The sequence below is a fragment of the Kitasatospora sp. NPDC101155 genome (genome assembly GCF_044768305.1).
In the GTDB taxonomy this organism is placed as follows: domain Bacteria; phylum Actinomycetota; class Actinomycetes; order Streptomycetales; family Streptomycetaceae; genus Kitasatospora.
This window is the reverse complement of record NZ_JBIWPN010000030.1, coordinates 1-19,994: the sequence shown is the minus strand read 5'-3', so window position 1 is coordinate 19,994 and position 19,994 is coordinate 1. Positions and strand designations below refer to the sequence as shown.

Annotated in this window: 21 protein-coding genes and 1 pseudogene; 7 read left to right on the top strand and 15 right to left on the bottom strand. The window is 70.3% G+C overall.

Going from position 1 to position 19,994, the window contains the following annotated elements; genetic code table 11:
• Positions 1–149: 149 nt before the first annotated feature.
• From ACIRYZ_RS32400 to ACIRYZ_RS32380, 5 genes are all read right to left on the bottom strand, one after another.
• On the bottom strand, positions 150–608 hold the full coding sequence (locus ACIRYZ_RS32400) for an alpha/beta hydrolase (RefSeq protein WP_402951253.1): 459 nt from the start codon (positions 606–608) through the stop codon (positions 150–152).
• Between the two features lie 111 nt (positions 609–719).
• Positions 720–1,976: an RNA-guided endonuclease InsQ/TnpB family protein gene (locus ACIRYZ_RS32395; RefSeq protein ID WP_402951251.1), complete on the bottom strand. Its 1,257-nt coding sequence runs from the start codon at positions 1,974–1,976 to the stop codon at positions 720–722.
• A 299-nt stretch (positions 1,977–2,275) separates the two neighbouring features.
• Positions 2,276–3,085 carry an alpha/beta fold hydrolase gene (locus tag ACIRYZ_RS32390; protein WP_402951249.1) on the bottom strand — a complete coding sequence of 270 codons (810 nt, stop codon included), beginning with the start codon at positions 3,083–3,085 and terminating at the stop codon, positions 2,276–2,278.
• A 61-nt stretch (positions 3,086–3,146) separates the two neighbouring features.
• Positions 3,147–3,872 carry a hypothetical protein gene (locus ACIRYZ_RS32385; protein WP_402951246.1) on the bottom strand — a complete coding sequence of 242 codons (726 nt, stop codon included), beginning with the start codon at positions 3,870–3,872 and terminating at the stop codon, positions 3,147–3,149.
• Between the two features lie 49 nt (positions 3,873–3,921).
• Positions 3,922–4,335: an ATP-binding protein gene (locus tag ACIRYZ_RS32380; RefSeq protein ID WP_402951243.1), complete on the bottom strand. Its 414-nt coding sequence runs from the start codon at positions 4,333–4,335 to the stop codon at positions 3,922–3,924.
• A 164-nt stretch (positions 4,336–4,499) separates the two neighbouring features.
• On the opposite strand from ACIRYZ_RS32380, the gene ACIRYZ_RS32375 reads away from it, so the two are divergent.
• The gene (locus tag ACIRYZ_RS32375; protein WP_402951240.1) at positions 4,500–5,354 is read left to right on the top strand and encodes a helix-turn-helix domain-containing protein; all 855 of its coding nucleotides are present in this window, start codon (positions 4,500–4,502) and stop codon (positions 5,352–5,354) included.
• Positions 5,351–5,584: a DUF397 domain-containing protein gene (locus ACIRYZ_RS32370; RefSeq protein ID WP_402951237.1), complete on the top strand. Its 234-nt coding sequence runs from the start codon at positions 5,351–5,353 to the stop codon at positions 5,582–5,584. Before ACIRYZ_RS32375 ends, ACIRYZ_RS32370 begins: the two co-directional genes overlap by 4 nt.
• 31 nt (positions 5,585–5,615) lie before the next feature.
• On the opposite strand, the gene ACIRYZ_RS32365 is transcribed toward ACIRYZ_RS32370, so the two are convergent.
• On the bottom strand, positions 5,616–6,695 hold the full coding sequence (locus ACIRYZ_RS32365) for an AraC family transcriptional regulator (RefSeq protein WP_402951234.1): 1,080 nt from the start codon (positions 6,693–6,695) through the stop codon (positions 5,616–5,618).
• Positions 6,696–6,833: 138 nt separating this feature from the next.
• On the opposite strand from ACIRYZ_RS32365, the gene ACIRYZ_RS32360 reads away from it, so the two are divergent.
• Complete coding sequence (locus ACIRYZ_RS32360) at positions 6,834–7,691, top strand: enoyl-CoA hydratase/isomerase family protein (RefSeq protein WP_402951231.1); 858 nt, start codon at positions 6,834–6,836, stop codon at positions 7,689–7,691.
• Positions 7,692–8,247: 556 nt separating this feature from the next.
• On the opposite strand, the gene ACIRYZ_RS32355 is transcribed toward ACIRYZ_RS32360, so the two are convergent.
• Positions 8,248–8,388, bottom strand: a complete 141-nt coding sequence (locus ACIRYZ_RS32355; protein ID WP_402951228.1) for a hypothetical protein — start codon at positions 8,386–8,388, stop codon at positions 8,248–8,250.
• Between the two features lie 553 nt (positions 8,389–8,941).
• Here ACIRYZ_RS32355 and ACIRYZ_RS32350 point away from each other — a divergent pair.
• Positions 8,942–9,319 carry an ASCH domain-containing protein gene (locus ACIRYZ_RS32350; protein ID WP_402951226.1) on the top strand — a complete coding sequence of 126 codons (378 nt, stop codon included), beginning with the start codon at positions 8,942–8,944 and terminating at the stop codon, positions 9,317–9,319.
• Positions 9,316–9,741 carry a low molecular weight phosphatase family protein gene (locus ACIRYZ_RS32345; protein ID WP_402951223.1) on the top strand — a complete coding sequence of 142 codons (426 nt, stop codon included), beginning with the start codon at positions 9,316–9,318 and terminating at the stop codon, positions 9,739–9,741. The genes ACIRYZ_RS32350 and ACIRYZ_RS32345 overlap by 4 nt, the downstream gene beginning before the upstream one ends.
• A 115-nt stretch (positions 9,742–9,856) precedes the next feature.
• On the opposite strand, the gene ACIRYZ_RS32340 is transcribed toward ACIRYZ_RS32345, so the two are convergent.
• Both ACIRYZ_RS32340 and ACIRYZ_RS32335 read right to left on the bottom strand, forming a co-directional pair.
• Positions 9,857–11,356 (bottom strand): PQQ-binding-like beta-propeller repeat protein, encoded by a 1,500-nt coding sequence (locus tag ACIRYZ_RS32340; protein ID WP_402951221.1) that lies wholly within the window; start codon positions 11,354–11,356, stop codon positions 9,857–9,859.
• Between the two features lie 157 nt (positions 11,357–11,513).
• Positions 11,514–12,242, bottom strand: a complete 729-nt coding sequence (locus ACIRYZ_RS32335) for a DUF6215 domain-containing protein (protein ID WP_402951218.1) — start codon at positions 12,240–12,242, stop codon at positions 11,514–11,516.
• 297 nt (positions 12,243–12,539) lie between these two features.
• On the opposite strand from ACIRYZ_RS32335, the gene ACIRYZ_RS32330 reads away from it, so the two are divergent.
• A complete protein-coding gene (locus tag ACIRYZ_RS32330) occupies positions 12,540–13,229 on the top strand; it encodes an alpha/beta hydrolase (protein WP_402951215.1) in 690 nt (229 codons plus the stop codon).
• 47 nt (positions 13,230–13,276) lie between these two features.
• On the opposite strand, the gene ACIRYZ_RS32325 is transcribed toward ACIRYZ_RS32330, so the two are convergent.
• Positions 13,277–13,642, bottom strand: a complete 366-nt coding sequence (locus ACIRYZ_RS32325; RefSeq protein ID WP_402951212.1) for a hypothetical protein — start codon at positions 13,640–13,642, stop codon at positions 13,277–13,279.
• A gap of 42 nt (positions 13,643–13,684) precedes the next feature.
• Positions 13,685–14,056, bottom strand: coding sequence for a cupin domain-containing protein (locus ACIRYZ_RS32320; RefSeq protein ID WP_402951209.1), 372 nt, complete (start codon positions 14,054–14,056; stop codon positions 13,685–13,687).
• Positions 14,057–14,100: 44 nt separating this feature from the next.
• On the opposite strand from ACIRYZ_RS32320, the gene ACIRYZ_RS32315 reads away from it, so the two are divergent.
• Positions 14,101–15,279, top strand: coding sequence for a serine hydrolase domain-containing protein (locus ACIRYZ_RS32315; RefSeq protein WP_402951207.1), 1,179 nt, complete (start codon positions 14,101–14,103; stop codon positions 15,277–15,279).
• A gap of 260 nt (positions 15,280–15,539) precedes the next feature.
• Here the strand turns inward: ACIRYZ_RS32315 and ACIRYZ_RS32310 are convergent.
• The 4 genes and pseudogenes from ACIRYZ_RS32310 to ACIRYZ_RS32295 all read right to left on the bottom strand — a co-directional run.
• Positions 15,540–16,160 (bottom strand): annotated as a pseudogene (locus ACIRYZ_RS32310) (HAD family hydrolase); the annotation flags it as partial.
• Between the two features lie 30 nt (positions 16,161–16,190).
• Positions 16,191–16,883, bottom strand: coding sequence for a hypothetical protein (locus tag ACIRYZ_RS32305; protein ID WP_402951205.1), 693 nt, complete (start codon positions 16,881–16,883; stop codon positions 16,191–16,193).
• On the bottom strand, positions 16,876–19,134 hold the full coding sequence (locus tag ACIRYZ_RS32300) for a hypothetical protein (RefSeq protein WP_402951203.1): 2,259 nt from the start codon (positions 19,132–19,134) through the stop codon (positions 16,876–16,878). Before ACIRYZ_RS32300 ends, ACIRYZ_RS32305 begins: the two co-directional genes overlap by 8 nt.
• Before the next feature lie 11 nt (positions 19,135–19,145).
• On the bottom strand, positions 19,146–19,604 hold the full coding sequence (locus ACIRYZ_RS32295) for a WXG100 family type VII secretion target (protein WP_402951200.1): 459 nt from the start codon (positions 19,602–19,604) through the stop codon (positions 19,146–19,148).
• Between the last annotated feature and the right edge of the window lie 390 nt (positions 19,605–19,994).

Here is a 19,994-nt window from a genome sequence, read left to right as displayed (position 1 = left end):
ATCGGGCCGCCCGGGGGCCACCCCCCCCCCGACCGCCCCCGCGCCGCCCCCCCCGCGCCGGGAGCCGGGCGGGGGGGCGCCACGCTTAGCCGGCGACGGACCGTTCCCACCCCCGTGCGGAACGGTCCGTCGCCGCTCGCGACTTCCGGTTACTTCTGCAGGAAGTCGTAGACCGCCTGCCGCCCGAGCGGGTTGACCGCCCGGGTCTGCACCGAGTGCGAGGCCCCGGGGACGATCACGATCTCCGGGTCGTGGGTCGACTCGGCCTGCTGGTACAGCCACTCGTACGGGGTGGAGAGGTCACGGTCGCCGCCGAGCAGCAACACCGGCACGTTCGGCAGCTTGCGGTGTGCCGGCGGGGTCGGCGGCACCTCCTCGCGCGGCCAGTCCTGGCAGACCAGCAGGCTGCCCAGCCCGGTCGCGGTCGCCGCGTCGTACGGCCAGGTCTGTTCGGGGGTCAGGTCCTGCCGAGTCTGCGCCAGCGCGGCCGCCCGGCCCTCGACCGGGGTGTCCGACGTGCCCCACGGATAGCGGCCGTCGGCGCACAGGGTGGCGGCGTGCAGTCCCTGGCTGAGCGCCTCGGCCGGTGCGGCGTCGTTCTTGTGCACCTCGTCGATGAAGGCCTGGAGCTTCTCCGGCTGCCCGCCGGCGGCCTCGTGCGGGCCTCCGGCACCCCGCCGTAGTTCGGGTCGGCGAACTCTTGACTTCCGCTCCCCGTCCTAGCGGCCGGGGATTCCTACCACGGTCGGGTGACCGTCTCGGTGGGTTCCTGCTTCTTCGCGCTGTGCCGGGACGAGTCCCGGTCTTACCCGCGCTCGACAGGCTGTCACCGCCAGTCCGGCGGCCTTGGCGATGTTGACAGCGGCATTCACGTCCCGGTCCAGCCACGCCCCGCACGCCAGGCATTGCCACGTGCGGACGTGAAGGGGTTTGGGGCCGTCCTTGACGCCGCAGTTCGAGCACACCTGGCTGGTCGGCTCGAACCGGCCGATCCTGATCAGGGTCCGGCCGAACTTCGCAGCCTTGTACTCCAGCATCGTGACGAACTGCGACCACCCGGCATCGTGCACGGATTTGGCCAGCCTGGTACGGGCGAGTCCCTTGACCGCCAGATCTTCCACCGCCACGGCTTGGTTCTCGCGCATGAGCCGGGTGGAGAGCTGGTGATGGAAATCGCGCCGGGCGTCGGCCACCTTGGCGTGCGCCTTGGCGACCTTGACGCGGGCCCTGGTCCGGTTGTTGCTGCCCCTTTCCTTGCGAGACAGGGCCTGTTGGGCGCGCTTGAGCTTCTTCTCGGCACGTCGCAGGAACTTGGGGCTGTCGATCTTCGTGCCGTCCGAGAGGACGGCGAAGTGCCCGAGTCCCAGATCAAGGCCGATGATCGGCTCCGTCCCGGGAAGGATCTCGGGGATGGTGTCCACGACGAACGAGGCGAAGTATCGGCCCGCGCTGTCCATGACCACCGTCACTGTGGACGGTGCCGAGGGCAGGGAACGGGACCACTTCACCCGAACGTCGCCGATCTTCGGCAGGGACAGGTCCCCGCCAGTGGTGATCTTCCACCGGGCGTTCGCGGTGAACCGGATCGCCTGCCGGGTGTCCTTCCGGGACTTGAACCGGGGCGGCCCCATCTTCGGGCGCTTGCCCTTGAGACCGTCGAAGAAGTTCCGGTAGGCGGCATCCAGGTCTCGGAGCGCCTGCTGCAAGACCACCGACGACACCTCGCCGAGCCATGCACGCTCGGGAGTGTTCTTCGCGAAGGTCAGCGTCTTGGACAACTCCGCCGACCTCACGAACGGCAGTCCGGCGACGCGAGCGTCCTCACGTGCACGCAGCGCGTCGTTGAACACCACGCGAGCGCACCCGAACGCACGTGCCAGCGCCGAACGCTGAGGTCCATTCGGATAGAGGCGGAACGAATATCTGAGCTGCGCGAAGAACACCCCCATTCCGGGAACCGACGACGCGATCAACATGCCACACAGCACTGACAGAAGGCACCTCCCGCCAACAGCACGGGAAGGTGCCCCCTCAGCTCAGAGCAAGGTTCAGATCCGCTTCACCCTCGGGCTGAAGCCCCAGCCACTACGGATAGATCCCGGTAGCCGGTCGACCCGACCCCTCTCGCTGCGGCCGAGGCCCCGACCCGACCGCCCCGTCCTGACGGTCCGGCTGCGCCGGACCGGGGCGGCGAAGTGACGGCGCACTGAGGAGCGCATCGCGGCAGGCGTGTGAGCGGGCGCGGGCGGCTGATTTCGCGCCCCTCGGCCCCGGTTCACACCAACGCGCGCGGCAGCACCACCCGCACCCACTCCTCCGGCTGGGACAGATGCGGAGCGTGACCGGCGCCCTCATAGAGATGCCGTTCCGCCTTCGGCAGGGCGAGGTCGATGAGATCCAGCACCTCGCCGAACATCGGCGCACTGCCATCGCTCTGCGTGAGCAGCGCCGGGTCGGTGAACCGGGCCAGGCCGGCGAGGTCGAGGTCGAGCGCGTCCGGGTCGCGCAGCTCGTCCAGGTAGGTCGGCGCGTTGCGGATGTACGTGTGCCGGATCGGCGCGGGCAGTTGCTCCCACGCGCCCGGGCCGAAGGCGAGGCTGTCCACGTACAGTTCGGCGGCCGCAGCGGATTCGGCCTGCTCCAGCAGCTCCCGGACGGCGGCGATCCGGTCGGCGAAGGCGGTGCCGATCGGGCGCAGGTCCGGATCGGCGAGCAGGATGCCGGTCCCGGGCGGCTCGTGCACGGCGATGCCGCGCATCAGATCGGGCTGGGCGGCGGCGAGACGGAGCGTGACCAGCGCGCCGTACGAGTCCCCGTAGACGAAGGCCGGCGCAAGGCCGAGCCCCTGGATCAGCCCGGCCAGGTCGGCCGCGTCCTCGTAAACCGAACCCTGGGTGAGCAGGTCCTCACTGCGGCTGTGGCCCCGGCGGTCGTAGGCGACGACGGTGGTGAACTCGGCCAGGCCCGGCGTCACCCGCGCCCAGGAGTCGCTGTCGCTCCACGAACCGTGCACCAGGACGACGCCGGGACCCTCGCCACGGGCCTCGTAGTGCAGTGAGACCCCGTTCACCCTGATCTCGGCCATCATGAGCCTCCCGAAGCTCGGCGGTGCTCCCCCACCAGCCTGACACAGCCGCTGGAAACGCTCAGATCAGCGGGTCGAAGAGGTACGGCTCCCAGTGGCCGAGCCAGGAGGAGGTGGCGGAGGGCCGGTCCAAACCCTCGGTGGACTCGTCGTACGGGAGGAAGGAGGTGGGCGCGAGCCAGCCCTCGCCGGGGTCGACGCGCAGGCGCAGGAGGCGGAGCGGGCGGTGGAGGGCGAGGTACGTGCGCAGGTCGCCGGTGGAGGGGTGGTGGTCCTCGTAGCGGTCCCGGACACAGCGGCAGATGGAGAGGATGTCGGTGTCGGCGACGAGGAGGTAGCGGCTGCCCGGGCCGAGATTCACGCAGAGTCGCCGCCGGGCCTTCCTGCGCTCGCCGTAGGGGAGGTTCTGGTGGTTGTCGACGTGGAGACCGGGGCGCTTGCCGGACTCGGGGAGGACGTGGGTGGTGGGCACGCCGGGCGGGTCCTCGGTGTCACCGAGGGTGACGGGGTGCGGGTCGCCGAGGGTACCGACCATGGCGGCGAGGGTGTCGCGGTCAGTGACGGAGGAGGGGAGCTTGAAGAGCTCGACCAGGCCGGTGCCGGGGGTGAAGTAGCCCGGGGCGAAGCGCTCGGCGTAGCCGACGGGGAGGGGATCCCAGGAGGTCGCGTCGGGGAGGACGGCGCCGGTCTCGTAGTCGGGCTCGAAGTACGTGCGGCGGTAGCCGCCGTGGTCGCAGCGGGCGTGGAGGGCGGCGGGGTTGCGGAAGGCGATCGCGGCGGGGTGCATGGGGTGGGTGACTTCTTTCTTGGATGACTGAATTCGGGTTCTGTGACGCTCAGTTGAGCAGGATGCGGACCCACACCCGCTTGCCCGAGTCCCGGCGGGTGATGACGCCGAAGTCGAGCGCGAGTTCGCGGACGAGTTCGACGCCCCGGCCGCCCTCGCGGAAGCGACGGGGCTTGCGGTCCTGGAGGGGGAGGTCGAAGCGCGGGTCCCACACTTCGAGGCGGCAGTCGCCGCCGAACTCCTGGAGGTGGAGCCGGACTTCGCCGTGGCCCTGGCAGGCGTGGACCACGGCGTTGGTGACGAGCTCGGAGGTGATGAGGACGAGGTCGTCGGTCTTGTCACCGGTGAAACCCCAGGCCGACAGCCGGTCCCGGACGTGCCGGCGGGCGGTACGGACCGAGGTGGCATGGTCGGTGAGGGAGAGCTCGGAGGTGTGGAGAACGGGTGCGCTCAACGCGGACATGGGTGGCCCTTCGCTTCGACACGACGTCATGTGCGTGTCCGTGCGGTCACGTTGAGTGTGGAGGAGTTGAAATCAAATTTACAACCCAAACGCCTCCAAAGAAGAAACAAATTAGTTGATCTTGAACGCGGCTAGACTGGTCCAACACCCAAGGGAGGGCAGCGTTGGGCACAGACCCGTCAGCGATCAGGAGCATCCGCCTCGGCGAGGAACTACGGCAGTGGCGGCTGGAGAACAACAAGACCCTGGCCGACGTCACCGCCGGCCTGAGAGGCTGGAATCCTGCCCGACTGAGCAAGATCGAACGAGCCCGCCTTCCAGTGAGCGCAGCCGACTTGGCCGCCTACCTGGATCACTGCGGGATCACCGGGGAAGACCGCGCCGAGATCGAGCATCTCGCCACGGACGGCCCTTCGAAACACTGGTGGGAAGACCACGAGTTCGCCGATACGATCAGCGCTGCATTCGCCGAGTTCCTCGGCCTCGAAGCTGATGCGGCGCACATGCTCGACTACTATCTGTCCGCTTTCCCCGGCCTGCTCCAGACCGAGGACTACGCGCGAGAGGTGATCGCTGCCGGTCTCGACGGCCTCAGCGACGACCAGAGTGAGGCCGCAGCAGAGATTCGAGTCCTGCGCCAGCGGCGGCTGACCGAAGAACCCCGGATCAATCTGGAGGCGTATTTCGGTGAGGTCGCGCTCCTCGTAGGCGGCGATCGCGACATTCTGGCTCGTCAGATCCGTCATGTCATCGAGGTGGCAAAGTACCCGAACGTGACGCTACGGATGGCCCCGTTGAGTGCAGGACGCCAAGCGATCCTCGCTTCCGGCCTATCGCTGATGCGCTTCGCCGGCGATGAGAGCTTCGTCTTCATCGAAGCCGCCGGAGGTATGCTCCCGCGTAAGTCGGGACGCGATGTGCGACGAGCCGAACGCGCCTTTGCTCGGCTGAAGCGATACTCGCTGTCGCCGGAGGACACCATCACCGCACTTGAGCACAAGTTGGAAGAGTTGACGTGATCAGCAAGCACGACCCCTACTCCCACGATCCCGCTGATGCCCAGTGGGTCAAGTCTCCTTTCTCCGGCGACTCCAACGGCAACTGCGTGATCATCGCCCGCTTCGACAACGGCGACGTCTGGCTCGGCGACGACAAGAACCCCAGCCGCCCCCACCTCGCCTTCAACCAGGCCGAGTGGACCGCCTTCGTCCAAGCCATCGAAGCGCGAGACCCCCGCTTCACCGCCTAAACTGCAGCTTCTCAGTGAGCGAGGCCAATTCTCAGCAATGAGGGCCACTCTGAGGCCACTTGGCCCCGATGAAACCACGGGGCCGCGATGCGCATGACGCGACGGTCCGGTCGTCACCCGAACGGGTGACGACCGGACCGTGTGCTGTTTCGGGGGAGTCGTCAGCTCTGTCAACGTGACCGCGATGTCGGTCACGAGGGGCCTCGATGTCGCGCTTCGCGGATTCCCGATGGCGCCCTGGAGTCTCCTTGCGCAGCCGGGCGAAGGCCCGGCTGAACGCAGGGAGGGAGGAGTAGCCCACGTCATGCGCGATCGATTCGATCGAGTCGGAGGTGTCTCTGAGCCGTTGGGCCGCGAGGTCCATGCGCCACTGCGTGAGGTAGGCGGATGGACTTGTGGCAAGGACCGCATCGAAGCGACGGGCGAGGGTCGCGCGCGAGACCAGTGCGGCCCTGGCCAGGCTCTCGGCCGTCCACGGCCGGTTCGGGGCTTCGTGTATCAGGTGGAGCGCGCGATGAACGACCGGGTCGGCCAGCGCTCGTAGGAGCGGCGGGCCCTGCCGATCGTTCTCGGACAGTCGGGACCGCAGCAGCTGGATCAGCATGATGTCGACGAGTCGGTCGAGCACGAGGGATGTGGCCGGCTGGGATTCGGCGAGCTCGCGGCCGAGCAGCCGCACGGTGTCCGCGAGGCAGTCGCCGGCCAATTCGGATCGTATGTGCACAACCGTCGGGAGGTGGGCAAGGACTTGGGTGCGTGCTCGGGAGTCGTACCGGTAGCGTGCGGCCAGCACGCGGGTGGCCGGCCCTCCGGTGCCCAAGACGATCGGCTCGTCCGACGGTTCCGATGAATCACAGACCGGCGGCATGCTTGCGGGGGCGCTGGCGATGGCATGCGGGGTGCCCGCAGTCACCAGGAAGACATCGCCGGCCGCCGCAAGGGCGGGCTGCATGCCCTCGACCTCGATCCAAGCCATTCCGCTCGTGATGGCGTAGAGGACCGCGTCGCCGTCCTCGTTCCAGCGAATGCCCCAGTCGCCGGACGCGTGAATACGCGCTCCGACGCTGCCGTGCACGCTCGCCACGGCAAGCCAGTCAGCGAGAATGTCCACGCCCTCCAGCGTATCCGAATCGCTCTACGTGCCATCCAAGGTGAGTCGATCAGATAAGAAAGTGGTCAATCTGAGCATTGAAGCGCCTACTCGGGGCTCCATACCGTGGACACACGATCTCACCGAACGGAGTTCAGCATGAGCCACGGCAGCCACACCGCGCTACGAGTCTTTCGCAGCGGGGGCGTCGCCCGGGTGGTCCTCGACCATCCCCCCGTCAACACCCTCGACATCACGATGCTGCGCGACCTCAAGCAGTTCGTCGAGGAAGCCGAGAAGGACACGTCGATCAAGGTCGTCGTGCTGGAAAGCGCCGATCCCGAGTTCTTCGCCGCCCACGCGGATATGAACTGGATGCTCGACCCGGGCGAACTGTTCGACCTGGCCGACCCCGAGGCCGACCCGGCGCTCAACCCCCTCCAGCAGCTTCACGAGCGCTTCCGCGCGCTCCCCCAGGTCACCATCGCCAAACTGCGCGGACGGCTTCGCGCGGGCGGCGTCGAGCTCGCGATGGCGGCCGACATGCGATTCGCCGCGAAGGGCCTGACCTGGCTCGGCCAGCCGGAGACCAGGATGGGCATCTTCCCCGGCGGCGGGGGCACCCAGTACCTCAATCGTCTCGTCGGGCGTGCCCGCAGCATCGAGATCGTGCTCAGCGCCGACCTGTACGACACGGACCTCGCCGAACTGTACGGCTGGATCAACCGTGCCCTGCCCCCCGAGGAGCTCGACTCCTATGTGGACGCCCTAGCCCAACGCATAGCGGCCCTGCCCGAAGGAGTCGCCGCCGCTGCCCTCGCCGCCATCGACGCCGCCGAGGCGAGCGGTCCGGTGCCCGCTCTGGCCGAGGAATCCCGGGCACACGCCCGCGTCTACCCCTCTCCGCCCGAGGTCGTCGAGCGGGCTCGGCGCGGCCTCGAAGCCGGAGCGCAGACCCGTGAAGGAGAGATCGACCTCGAGGCCCTACTCGACAAGGTGGCCAATCCGACCCCGTGACGCCGCTCGGCGCTCGGCGCTCGGCCATTGCCCGCACCCTCACGCGACACTTCGCGGCGCTGGCCGAGTTCATCCGGGGAAGCTGATCACCGAGGACACGCGAGGGGCTCGATGCGGCGCGGGCCCGCCGCCGGGCAGTCGACGGCGCGGACGTGAAGGCGGTCGTCGCCGCCCTGACGACTGGATGCATCATCTGCTCCTGAGCGCCGGGGCGGTCCATCACGGACTCGCCATCCCCGCAGCACACCCCGCATACCAGCCGCCAGGTCCCGGGCCGGGTGGGGATGTTGTAGGGCAGGCGGCTCTCGTCGTCCGGCCGGCTGGCGCAGGTCGTAGCCGCACTCGGCGCACAGCAGGCCCATCCGGCCAGCCTGCCGGTCCACCACGGCCAGGCCGCCGCCATCGAGGTGCGGATGCAGATCTCCATCCAGCCGGGTTTGGGCTGGAAGTAGGTGAAGCCCCAGCCGGGAGCGTCCTCGGGAATCGGCGGGCGGTCCTTGAGGGAGGGCATCCACACCTCCAGCGATGGCAGGTCCTCGGTGGCGATCCGCACCTCTTAGCCCTTACGGGACCTCGGGAAGCGGGCGTTGGCCAGCGGGACCGGTAGGCCGTCGCGGTTGAGTACCCCGCCACAGGTGACCCGGCCGACCGCGCGGCGCTGAACCGCCCTCTGCTCGGCGATGGCCACGTTCGGCACGGCCGCTTCCTTCCCGTCGTCCGCTGCGCGGGCTGGTGCCCGCGCAGCGGTTCAACGACGCCCCGCCCACAGCGGTGGTGCCCGCTCGGCCCTTCGAGCGGGCACCACCGAGGCATGTCCAGCTCGAACCGCCCGTAGAGAGGGGTGGATCGGCGAGTGGCCTCGCGAACTGGAAGATCTTGCCGATCCGGCCGCCAATGCCACCAAGAAACCGCAGGTCGTTCGAGGCCAATTGGAAGATCAACCAGCGAACCTACATAAACAGCCCTCCGGCCCTGCCCGCCCTTCGCGGGCAGGGCCGCTCCCTGGGGCCGCAGCCGTCTCCGCACGGGTCCCACCAGCAAGATCACATCTACGGCTGGAGTATTGAGCTAGCGGTTCGTCAGAACGAAACGCCTGACAAAGCAACCTCGGACGCTGGATGCTGGTGGTCACGTCAGCTCGGAACGCAAGGATGCGCAAGCTACGTGACAGGAGGGGTACCAATGACAGTACGGTTCATCGGGATCGACCCCAACACCGGCGGTGGCGGCTCGCCTTCGGGGAAGCCCTGATGAGCACCCGCCAGCCTGCAGCGCACAACTCCCAGGCGAAGCGCCCCCGCAACATGCCGATCTACCGGCAGTACTTCGACCTGATCGCCAGCGGCGAGAAGACGGTCGAGGTCCGCGTCGCGTACGAGTCGATGAAGCGGATCAAGCCCGGAGACCTGATCAACTTCACCTGCCGGGAGCTGAGCTGCCTGACCAAGGTCAAGCGAGTCGGCAAGTACCGCACCTTCAAGGAGATGTTCGGTACCGAGCGCGTGGAGGCCGTCAATCCCCGCGCCACCGAGGCCGAACAGCTCGAAGCCATCCACGCGATCTTCCCGCCCCACAAGGAGGCGCTGGGCGTGATCACCTTCGAGATCGAGAGGGTGGACATCACGTGAACCCGGCCCACCGCCGCAAAGTCCTGGTGATCTGCAAGGGGAACCACTGCCGTTCCCCGATCGCCGCCCTGATCATCGCCGAGCGCTCCGCGGGGGCACTCGACGTACGGTCGGCGGGCACCCGGAACTGGCACGTCAACAAGCCCGCGCACCCGCTGATGATCGAGGCAGCAGCCGCCCTCGGCTACGACCTGACCAGCCACTGCGGCGCGCTGCTGGACGACGGCCTTCTCCACTGGGCCGACGATCTGGTCGCGGTGGACGGCGAGACCGCACGGGCGGTCGAGGAGTTGACCGGCCCGAACCGACAGGTCCGCATCCTCGGCTCCGGGATCACCGACCCGTGGGGCGGACAGCCGGAGGACTTCGCCAGGGCCATCGTGGAGACCCAGAAGGCCACGGCGCACCTCTACGTCGCCTGAGCCCCTCCCTACCCCAACTCCCCGGCTATCCGCCGTCCCCCGTGGCGGACGGCCGGGGCACCATTCGTCTCCGGCCCTGTCCGCCCATCGCGGGCAGGGCCGGCTCCTCGCTGGGTCAGCTCATCCCCCGCACCGGCGGTTCGTCCCGGGTCCCGTCCTCCGCCACCACCGTGAACCGCTCCCGCTCGGCCACCGACAGGTCGACCGGGTACAGCGAGGTGGTGTCGTTGACGTCCAGCTCCCGGCTCCGGCGGCCCGTCGCCGCGTCGACCCGGGTCAGCTTGTCGCGGGTCATCGCCCACACCGAGGTGCCGTCCACCAGCACGCCGGTCACCTGGTCGTCCAGGCCCGCCGTCCAGCGCTTGCCGCCGTCCGCCAGCGAGTACGCGACCAGCCGCCCGGTGGCGGTGCGGCTCGGGTGCTTGCCGCCGCTGATGCTCACGTCGCCCGGCTTCTCGCCCGGCACGATGAACAGGTCCCCGACGACCACCCCGCCGAGCAGCGGCCGGGCGGTGAACTCGTCGAAGGCGTGCACCCCGCCGAGCATCACGTCCAGGTCGTACTCGTCTCCCGAGACCGGTATCGAGGCGCGCTGCTTCCCGGACCGGTCGTAGCTGAGCACCGCGTGGGTGCCGCGCTCGGCCTGGGCGTCGACCCACACCGTGAGCGGGTCGGCCGACACCACCATGAGGTTCTTCAGCCCGCCCTCCGCCGGCAGCGCGACCCGCGACTGCTCTCGCCCGTCCCCGGACGCCAGCGACCGCAGGACCGGCGCCGCGTTGCCGCACTGCGCGACCGTCACCACGTCCTGCTCCCCACCGGAGACCTCCAGCGGCGTGCACCCGGGGTCGGGCGCGCTGCGCCACTGCTCCCGTCCGTCCGTCAGCCGCACGGCCCGCCAGCCGTCCGTGCCCTGCAGCACGGCCTGCGTTCCGGCGACCGCGACCAGGTCCGAATCGGCGGAGTCGCCGTCCCGGGCGGGCGCGTCCACCGTGGCGGTCCAGCCCTCCTTGCCGTCCGCGAGGGCCAGCGCCGTCACCGCCGCGCACGGCTTGCCGTGCGGCGAGTGCCCGATCAGGCCGATGCCGCCCGGTCCGATCCCCCGGCTCATCGTGCACACCGAGTCCTCGCCCGGCGGTGTCCACTGCCATGCGACCGACCCGCCCCCGCTGCGGTACGCCACCACCTCGTCGGGCCGGACCCGCACCACCAGGCCCCCATTGGTCCAGCTGCCGACCGCGCGGACCGTGGACGGACGGTCCAGCGGGGCCTTCCAGGCGTCGTTGAGGCCGTCCCCGGCGAAGCAGAGGAAGATCCCCAGCCCCAGCAGGGCCCCACCCGCGATCGACGGGAACCCGTACTTGGGGTGGATCAGCGCCCAGACGAAGCCGGCGCCGCACGGCATCAGCCCGAGGATGCTGACGGCGCCCATGAACCCGAGGCTGTCGCCGCCGAACCCGTTGGCGGGGGCGAACAGCACCGCCAGGCCCAGGCTCGCGAACATCGCGCCCAGGACCCCGCCGGAGACCACCATCCAGGTCTCCTTGCTCATGGCGAACCTGCCGCGCCACCTCGTCCGCGCCCGGACGACACTGTCCTCGGGCCCCTCGGCCATGCCGGTCTCTCCCCTGCGACGCGCCGCCCACCGCGAAAGGGCGACGATCATCGGATCGTCGCAGAGCAGGGCAAGATCCTAAACAAAGAGCAGGGAAAACCCCGCTCTTCCCTCCACATGGGAGGTCCTGACCGGCGCGGTCGCTACGAATCGCGGCTCAGCCGGCCTGGACGCCCACCCAGCCCTGCAGGCCCGGCAGCACCGCCTCGGCCACCCGGTAGAGGGCGGCGTCGTCGATCGGCGCGGAATCCTTGCGCCAGATGCTGATCTCGAAGGTGCCGCCGGTCCCGTCCGGGTTCTTCGCGACGGCGAGGGAGTGGGCGGCGGAGCCGGTGCCCGTCGTGGACTTCCCGCCGCCGAGGGGCACCGAGAACGACATCGTGGGTGACTGGTAGACGAGCGCCTCGTGACCGAGCACGGGCGTGCGCTTGACCGTCGGGTCGCCGGGCCCGGCGAAGTCGTCCACCTCGACGTCCCGGTTGTCGGCGAGCTGGACGTACATGTCGCTGAACTGCACTTCCGCCGCGCCGTAGTTGTCCTTCGTCAGGCCCGGCCCGAGGGCCGCACTCAGCCCGGGCTGGGCGATCAGCACCCGTTCCTTCGGCTCGCCCGCGAGCACCGGCAGGTCGGGGCGGTTGAGCGCGGCGCACAGCGCGGGGTACTTCGGCGAGTCCGTCGCCCCCGCCGGATGGCACTTCGCCGGCCCGTCGCCCGACGTGCCGTCCCCGCCGTTCGCGGCCACCACCCAGAGTCCGGCGAACACGGCCCCCACCAGCACGACCGCCGCCGCCAGTTGCAGCCCCACCCGCGGCTCGCGGCTGCCGGTGCCGGGCTCGGCGGCCGGGTCCTCGACGGCGTCGTTCACCGCGCCGGAAGCTGCCTCCACGCCGGAAGCGGCCTCCACAATTCCCCCACGATCATCAGTCACCGGCGGACCCTACATCGGTCCTTCACCCAGCCGCACCCTCATATCCCAGGCGCCCGAACCGATTGCCGGACGCTTCCGCCGCTGACCAGCGTTGCGCACCGTGACCGCCGTCCAGGTGGAGGACGAGCGGCCGCGGCACCGGCCGCCCGCACCCGGGTCACCGGCCGGGTCCCCCGGTCGCCGCTGACACACCACGGCCCACCCCCGGAACCGTAGAATCCGCCTGTCCGGATGGAAGTCCCAGGAAGGATCGGCGTGTTCCGAGCGCAGCGTCCGCGCACCCCAGAGCTCACCCCGTGGGAGGGCGAGGGCCCCGTCAACGGCGTCGCCCTGCTGCTGCCCGGCGGGTTCCTCCGGAGCCGGCGCGGGCCGCTGAAGGTCGCCGAGCTGGGCCTGCGGGACCTCGCCGCCGAGCTCACCGACCGCGGCCGCCCGCACGGCCTCGCGGTGCACCTGCTGCGCTACCGCTACAGCGGCTGGAACGGCGCCGACGCCGACACCGCCGTCGACACCCGCTGGGCGCTCGACGAACTCGCCCGCCGCCACCCGGGCGCACCGGTGGTGCTCATCGGCAACTCGCTCGGCGGGCGCGCCGCCTTCCGGTGCGCCGGGCACCCGAGCGTCGTCGGCGTCGCCGGGATCGCCCCCTGGCTGCCCAGCGGCGACACCGTCGAGCAGCTCGCCGGGCGCCGGGTGCTGATCGTGCACGGCACCGCCGACCACAGCGCGGCCAACGCCGCCCAGTCCCTGGAGTACGCGCTGCGCGCCCGGCAGGTCGTCCCGGACCTCGCGCGCTACGAGGTGCCCGGCGGCACCCACTTCCTGATCCAACAGGCCGCCGACATCAACGCGCTGACCACCGCCTTCACCCTCACCGCGCTCGGCGCCGAGTCCACCGCGCTCGCGGCCGGCGCGGTCTGCACCCGGTTGCCCACGCGCATCTGACCGAACGTCAGGGCGCCGCCCGTCGACCGACACGGCAGGCCCGTCCGCTAACCGAAGCAACTGCTCCGCTGCTGCCCGGTGTCATGAGCGGCGGTCCGCGTCAGCGCGTACTGGACCGGCGTCGCCAGCAGCGCCACCGGCAGCACCACGCAGAGCGCCAGGTGCCCCAGGCCGATCCGGACGGCGCTCCGCCGCCGGGCGGCCACGAGCTGCCAGCCACCCCAGCAGACCGCGCCGATCCCCGACAGCAGCCCCAACCAGGCCAACGGCAGCGCGTACACCGGCGCGCCTGGGCTGTCCTGACAGTGGCTCACCAGCGCACGGACGTCGCCGTCCGCGAGCAACGTCGGCACGCCGCACAGCCACCCCACTCCGGCGAGCACCAGCGGACCACCGGTCCGAAACCGTCGCACGGCGCCCGATCCCTCACTCACCCGCCCGTCGCCTCTCGCCCGTCATTCCGCGCAGGCGCCGCCCACCAGGGCGATCTCCGGCTGCTCGCCGTCCGCCAGCAGGAAGTACGCCAGGAAGGTCGCCCCCTCCGCGCCGGCGTCGAAGCGCACCGGCACCCCGACCGGCTCGTGGAACACCTCACCGGCCTTCAGCACGGTCTCCGGCCCGCCCTCGACCTGGAAGTGCACCGTACCGGCCACCACGCTGCCCACCACCGGTCCGTTGTGCACGTGCCAGCCGGCGGCGAACCGGGGCGGCATGGTGATCCTTCGCACCTCGACCCGCGAGGTCGGCTTGACCGGTGAAACCGGCTCGTCCAACAGCACCTCGCGCGAGACGGGCAACTGATCGGGCGTCACACTCGTGTTCTCCATGGGAGACCATTCTGCACCCTCGTCCCACCGACCACGGAGACCCCATGGCCATCACCAGGCGCACCACCCTCGCCCTCGCCGGGCTGCTCCTCGTCACCGTCCCCACGCCCGCCCTGGCCGCGGGCCGCACGCCGACGGACGGCCCCGACCAGGCCACGCTGAGCGCCGCGATAGCCGCCCGACCAGGGGATCCGACGGCGGGCACGGTCGCGCGGGTGACGGTCGACGGACGGGCCTGGCGCGGCACCGCCGAGGATCCGGTGAGCGGGCAGCCGGTCGCGCCGAACGCCGCCTTCCGGATCGGCAGCATCAACAAGACCTTCGTCGCCGCCGTCCTGCTGCAACTCGCCGCCGAGCACCGGATCGACCTGGACGGCACCGTCCAGCAGTACCTGCCCGGCACCCTGCCGGAGGGCTTCAAGCCGATCACCGTCCGCCAACTCCTCGACCACACCAGCGGACTGCCGCAGGCCGTCGAAGGACCGGACGTCAAGGACAACGACGGCCTGATCGCCCAGCGCTTCGGGGTCGAGACCCTCGACGAGGTCGTCCAGCGCACGCTCCACCCGAAGGGCGGGCCCGCCACCCCGGTCTTCGACCCGGGCACCGAGCAGCAGTACAACAACTTCAACTACCGCCTGGCGGGCCGGATCATCGAGCAGGTGACCGGTCGCTCCATCAAGCAGGAGGTGACCGCCCGCATCCTCCGGCCCCTGCACCTGCACCACACCGAGGTCACCGAGGGGCGGCCCGAGATGCCCGAGCCCCACCTGACCGGCTACCTCCCGGACGACGCCCTCACCCCGACCGACGTCTCCGAGCAGGGCGGCAACCCCGAGTCGATGGTCTCCACCCCCGCCGACCTGGACCGCTTCCTGCGTGCCCTGCTGGACGGCGAACTCCTGCCCCCGCAACAGCTGCACGACCTGCTCACCCTGCCGCGCGACGCCGCCGGCCAGCCGGTGCCCTACCGAGACGCCGGGAACTGCCAGTCCGGGCCGGACAAGGGCAAGGCCTGTTTCAGCGCCGGGCTGATGGCCATCGCGCTGCAGGACGGCACGGTGCTCTGGGGCAAGACCGGCCACGACCTCGGCTACTCCGACGGCTTCTTCACCACCCCGGACCTGAGCAAGCGCCTGGTCTACTCCGTCGGCGCCAGCGGCGTCACCCCTGCCCCGGCCCTGCGGCTCGCCTTCACCGTCTTCGGCCCCTTCGCCCGCTAGGAGCGTGTCTCAGTAACCGGCAAGCGGCCGAGCGGTCGTGATCGGCGGGATCGGTCGTCGGCCGCTCGGCGCGTGCCTGCTGGCGTCGGAGGTGTCGTCCTGGGGGCTGGGAATCGGCGCCGAGGGTCGCCGGCTGGCGGCGGTCAGGCGAGCGCCGCGGCCAGTCCGGCGGCGCCGGTGCGGCGGAAGATCTTGCGGAAGTCGTGGCAGGCGGCCAGCAGGCGCCACTCGCCTCGGGCGCCGTCCTCGCCGCGTAGGAGGAGCCGCCGGCCGTCGAAGACGACCGTGTCCGGCCCGGCCAGCCGCTCCGCCGCCGTGACGCCGCCCGCGTAGCCGAGCGAGCGCATCCCGGCGGCTCGCGCGGCCCGTACGCCGGGCCGGCTGTCCTCGACCACCAGGCAGGGGGCCGGGTCGACTCCCATCCTGCCGGAGGCGTGCAGGAGGAGGTCGGGCGCGGGCTTGCCGCGCCCGACCTCGGTGGCGCTGAAGATCCGGCCCTCGAAGCGCCCGTACAGTCCGGTACGACCCAGAGTGTGCCGCATCTTCTCGTGCCTGCCGATGGAGGTCAGGGTGATCGCGTCCAGAGCGTCCAGCGCCTCCGGCAGGCCGTCCACCGGGGTCAGCTCGGCGTCCACGGCCTCGGCGTGCAGCTCGCGGAAGCGCTCGTCGAACAGCGTCGCGGCCTCCTCCCCGCACCGCTCGGCGACCATCGCGTGGTTGGCCGCCTCCGACCGCCCGACGAACTTCTCGATCACCTCGGCCTCGGTCAGCGGCCAGCCGAGTTCGGCCGTCAGCCGCCCGACCACGCGCACGGCGATGACCTCGCTGTCCATCAGGACGCCGTCGCAGTCGAAGATGACGAGTTCTATCGGCTTGACCATCCGATCAGCACAGGACCGACCCGCCGAGGGTCACGGATCCGCCAGCGACGGGAAGTTCGGCGCCGACTCGGGGACGGTCTCCGGCAGGTGCAGCGGGTTCGTACAGGGATAGCTCGCCGCGACGGCCTTGATGTACTTCAACGCGATGTCCAGGTCGGCGCGGTGGGTCCTCTTCGACGTCCCGTCGACGGCCGTCCCAGAGGCGACCCCGACCGAGACGTACGGAGTCCGGCTGTCGGCGAGCTGCGGGTTGTCGCACCGGAACACCGCCTGGACCGTCTGCCGCCGGACCCATCCCTGGACGTCCGCACCGAAGTCCAGCCGGCTGTACCCCTGTTTGGCCTTCTCCGCGTCCGGACCGTAGTCGTCCTTCACGATGGTCTCGGTCTCCGAGAGCACCTGCACCCACAGGAGGCTCTCCCCCGACTTGCTCCGGAGCACGCAGTCGATGTAGCCGTGGTCCGGCTGGAGGCGCGGGTGGGCGCCCTGCGACGGGTCGTCGAGGAACGTCCCGTGCGCCTGCTCGGCGAAGGGCTTGAGGTCCTCCCCGGTGAGCACCGACCAGCAGGCGCTCTCGGGCACCTCGGCCGGTGTGTGGTCCCACTTCCACCACCACCCGAACCCCGCGCCGGCGAGGACCACCGCCGCGGCTCCGGCCGCGATCCACGGGCGTCGGAGCCGCCAGCGCTCAGTCGGCTCAGTTCGCTCAGTCGGCTCAGTCATTGGCGGCCGCGTTGATGACGCTCAGACTGTCGGTGACGCCGGACTTCACAGCCTCCGAGGCGTTGCCGGACAGCGCGTTGATCTGCCACTGGTTCATCCCGCTCCCCTGGGCGGCGTTCTCCACCGCGACACTGGCCGCGTGACTGGCCGCACCCTGGGCCGTCATCTGCGAGTTCGTGGCCTCGTCCGCGTAGTGCGGCTCGACGTGGTAGGTACCGGCCATCTGGTCGATGAGGTGCTTCACCTCTTCGCCGGCACCGGATCCGGCGGCGATCGTGATGGCCATGCCCGCGGGGGTGAGCTTCATCGGACCGCCTGTGATGGCCCAGAGCGACTTGAACCACGTCGCGTTGTCACCGATGCCCTCGTTGTACGCCGCCGCGGCTTCCTTGGCGCCGTGCACGATCTCGAAGGTCCGTCCCGCGGCGATGGCACCGGTCACCTCGCCGCCGGCCTTCGCCGCGTTGTGAACCGCCCCGTCGAACTCGGGGCCGAGTTCGGCCCGGTGCCGGAACAGGTCCTGGATGTGCGCCGTCGTGTACGCCTGCTGGGCATTGGCGATCGCCCCGAACGCGTCCGGGTTGCGGCCGAGCGCGGCCAGCATCTTGAGGGTGGCCTGGTCGTTCAGGTTCGCGGGCTCGCCGTAGCGCGGCAGCAGCTTGTTGTCCGGGCTCATTGCGCCCTGGAGGTCGCCCATGTAGGCGGCCGCCATGTGACCGAGACTGGGTGCGGCGCCCCAGAGCGATCCCCCGGGGTGCAGTGCGTGCGGATGCTCCCCGCTGCCGAAGATCTCGACCGTCTTCGCCATCAGCTCCGCCTGCTCCTTGGTGTGCGGCAGGAGCGGGTCCTGCGACCCGTAGGCACGGCCGGTGGTGGCGGCCTCCAGGGCGTGGCCGAGCGCGGAGGCGCCGGGCTGCTCGGCCTTGCCCCCCGGCTGGTTGTGGTCGTACCAGATGTCCTGGAGCGGCGACTTGCCGCCCGCCTCGGTCAGCTGGTCGAGGTAGTGGTTGTCCTGGTGGGTGGCCTTGACCGTGCCGTCGAAGTTGTACGTGGTGGCCGAGCCCTTGAAGTACTCGAGCGACGCGTCCGGGTTGTGGGCGAGCGCCTCCAGCACGCCGACCATCGGGTTGAAGCCGCCCTTCGCACCGTCCGGCGCGCCGAGGAACTTCATCTGGTTGAAGTCGGTGAAGTTCCACGCGTCCGAGGTCCACAGCGCCTTGCCACCCGTGCTGAGCTGGGTGACGTGCTCGGCGATCGGGAGGAGGAAGTGCGGGTCGTACGTGCCGGTGCGCAGGATGTTCGTCAGGATCTGGTAGCCGAACGGCTGCGGGTTGGAGCCCGGCTTGTCGGCCGGCCACACGTCCGTCCGCTGGGTGCCGGCCCTGCGGAGCCCCTCCTCCCACTGGTCGTCCAGGTGGGGGACGTTGTGGGTGTTGGTCGCGGTGGCCAGGGACAGGCCGAGGTTCGCCTGGAGGTCGGCGATGGCCTTCGGCCGGCTGCCGCCCTTGTCGCCCGAGGCGACGGCCAGCTGCCCGTAGAGCTTGAGGAAGCCGTCCGGGCCCACCTCCCGGTAGAAGGCGGTGGTGAAGCGGGGGTCGTTGGCGTGGTCCTTGAGGAGCTTGTTGAGCTCGTCCAGTTGGGCGTCGCTGATGTGCCCGGCGAGCTTGAGCAGGTCGGCCGCGTGGTGCGCCTGGTCCTCAGGACCGGAGGAGGCGTGGAACGCGCCCTTGTCCGTCCCGGTGGTGCCGCCGAGCGCGGTGGCGGCCGCGGCGTCCGCCGCCTCCGCCCGCTTCAGCGCCTTCTCGATGGCGGTGCTGACCCCCGTCGCCTGGTTCCGGTACGACTCGTCGTAGTTCCCGTCGTGCTGGTCCGCGAAGTTGCTGGCCCGCGGCCAGCTGACGTGGACGCCGTCCTGGTCCTCCGTCACCGTCAGGGAGTGGTCCGCGGCCGTCTTCAGGGCCGCGTCCAAGTCCGCCCGGGCGGCGGCGAGTTCGGTGTGCGCCTCGCGCAGGGCCTTGGCGATCGCACTGGCCTCCTCGAAGGCCGCGTCGAGTTCGTTCCGTACCTTGGTGATCGTCATGGAGGCCACCTCGGCCGTGTCGCCGACCCAGTTGGAAGCCTGCAACGGCGTGATCACGTCACCGGTGATCTCCTCGGAGAATTTCCAGTTGCGGACCAGCCCCTCGAAGGCCGTGGCCAGGGTCTCGATGCCCTGGAACGACTCCTGGCGCAGATTGGAATAGGTGCTCATGCCGCCCTGCCTCAGGGAGTCGGGAAGTTGTTGGCGTTCGCCTTGTCGATCTGCTCGTACTGCTCGGCGCAGGTGGTCATCGCGGTGGAGATCTGGTCGAGCATTCCCGCGGTGGCCTGGGACTGCGCGGCCCACACGCCCTGCGCGGTGGTCAGCGCACCGACGATCTTCCAGTCCTTGGACATGCCCTGGGTGGTGCCCGGCTGGTCCTTCCAGACGTCCTTGCACGCCTTGTCGAAGTTGGTGTGGAGCGTACTGACGTTGCCCGACGCCTTCCGCAGCGCGTCCGGGTGCACCTTCACCACCGTGCCGGGGGTCGGGTGCGCCTGCGTCGGCGCCCAGTTCGGCTCCGCGGTGCCGGACTCGGCGGCGGCCAGGTCCGGGTGCTCCTTCTTCGCGGCATCGGTGAGCTTCCCGTTGGCGTCGAAGAGCCAGGGATTCACCTTCCGCTCGAAATCCAGGTCAGTCATCGCGCGCACCTCCACAGGACACCCGCCGACGGACACCCGCCCCCGACGTCGCGTGGAGATACTATCCATACGCCCTTATGATGTAAGGGAGTTGACGGGACTTCTGCGGTCCGGGCGCCACACTGGCGCCGCCGGACTCGCCGCCGCGATCGCCTGACCGCCCTGGCCACCGGCCTCTTCCACGACGTCCCGGACCAGCAGTCCCATCCATCAGCGCCGGAAACCCGGGCCGGACTCCCCAGACCGATCCAGGCGATCACGGCCCCGGCCAGTTGCTCGTTACTGACCCACGCTCCTAGTAGGGCTTTGTTAGGTGCGGTGGTGTGGTTCTGGTGTCGGTGCGGGTTGGCCGCATATCGAGCAGGCGCCGGTCCAGGTGGCCAGGAGGGC

Bases quoted from the DNA above. Each gene is read 5' to 3' on its own strand.
- ACIRYZ_RS32300 (WP_402951203.1), bottom strand. From the start codon at position 19,134: ATGAGCACCTATTCCAATCTGCGCCAGGAGTCGTTCCAGGGCATCGAG.
- ACIRYZ_RS32350 (WP_402951226.1), top strand. From the start codon at position 8,942: ATGAGCACCCGCCAGCCTGCAGCGCACAACTCCCAGGCGAAGCGCCCC.
- ACIRYZ_RS32340 (WP_402951221.1), bottom strand. From the start codon at position 11,356: ATGGCCGAGGGGCCCGAGGACAGTGTCGTCCGGGCGCGGACGAGGTGG.
- ACIRYZ_RS32360 (WP_402951231.1), top strand. From the start codon at position 6,834: ATGAGCCACGGCAGCCACACCGCGCTACGAGTCTTTCGCAGCGGGGGC.
- ACIRYZ_RS32385 (WP_402951246.1), bottom strand. From the start codon at position 3,872: ATGCACCCCGCCGCGATCGCCTTCCGCAACCCCGCCGCCCTCCACGCC.
- ACIRYZ_RS32390 (WP_402951249.1), bottom strand. From the start codon at position 3,085: ATGGCCGAGATCAGGGTGAACGGGGTCTCACTGCACTACGAGGCCCGT.
- ACIRYZ_RS32295 (WP_402951200.1), bottom strand. From the start codon at position 19,604: ATGACTGACCTGGATTTCGAGCGGAAGGTGAATCCCTGGCTCTTCGAC.
- ACIRYZ_RS32395 (WP_402951251.1), bottom strand. From the start codon at position 1,976: ATGTTGATCGCGTCGTCGGTTCCCGGAATGGGGGTGTTCTTCGCGCAG.
- ACIRYZ_RS32380 (WP_402951243.1), bottom strand. From the start codon at position 4,335: ATGTCCGCGTTGAGCGCACCCGTTCTCCACACCTCCGAGCTCTCCCTC.
- ACIRYZ_RS32320 (WP_402951209.1), bottom strand. From the start codon at position 14,056: ATGGAGAACACGAGTGTGACGCCCGATCAGTTGCCCGTCTCGCGCGAG.
- ACIRYZ_RS32305 (WP_402951205.1), bottom strand. From the start codon at position 16,883: ATGACTGAGCCGACTGAGCGAACTGAGCCGACTGAGCGCTGGCGGCTC.
- ACIRYZ_RS32315 (WP_402951207.1), top strand. From the start codon at position 14,101: ATGGCCATCACCAGGCGCACCACCCTCGCCCTCGCCGGGCTGCTCCTC.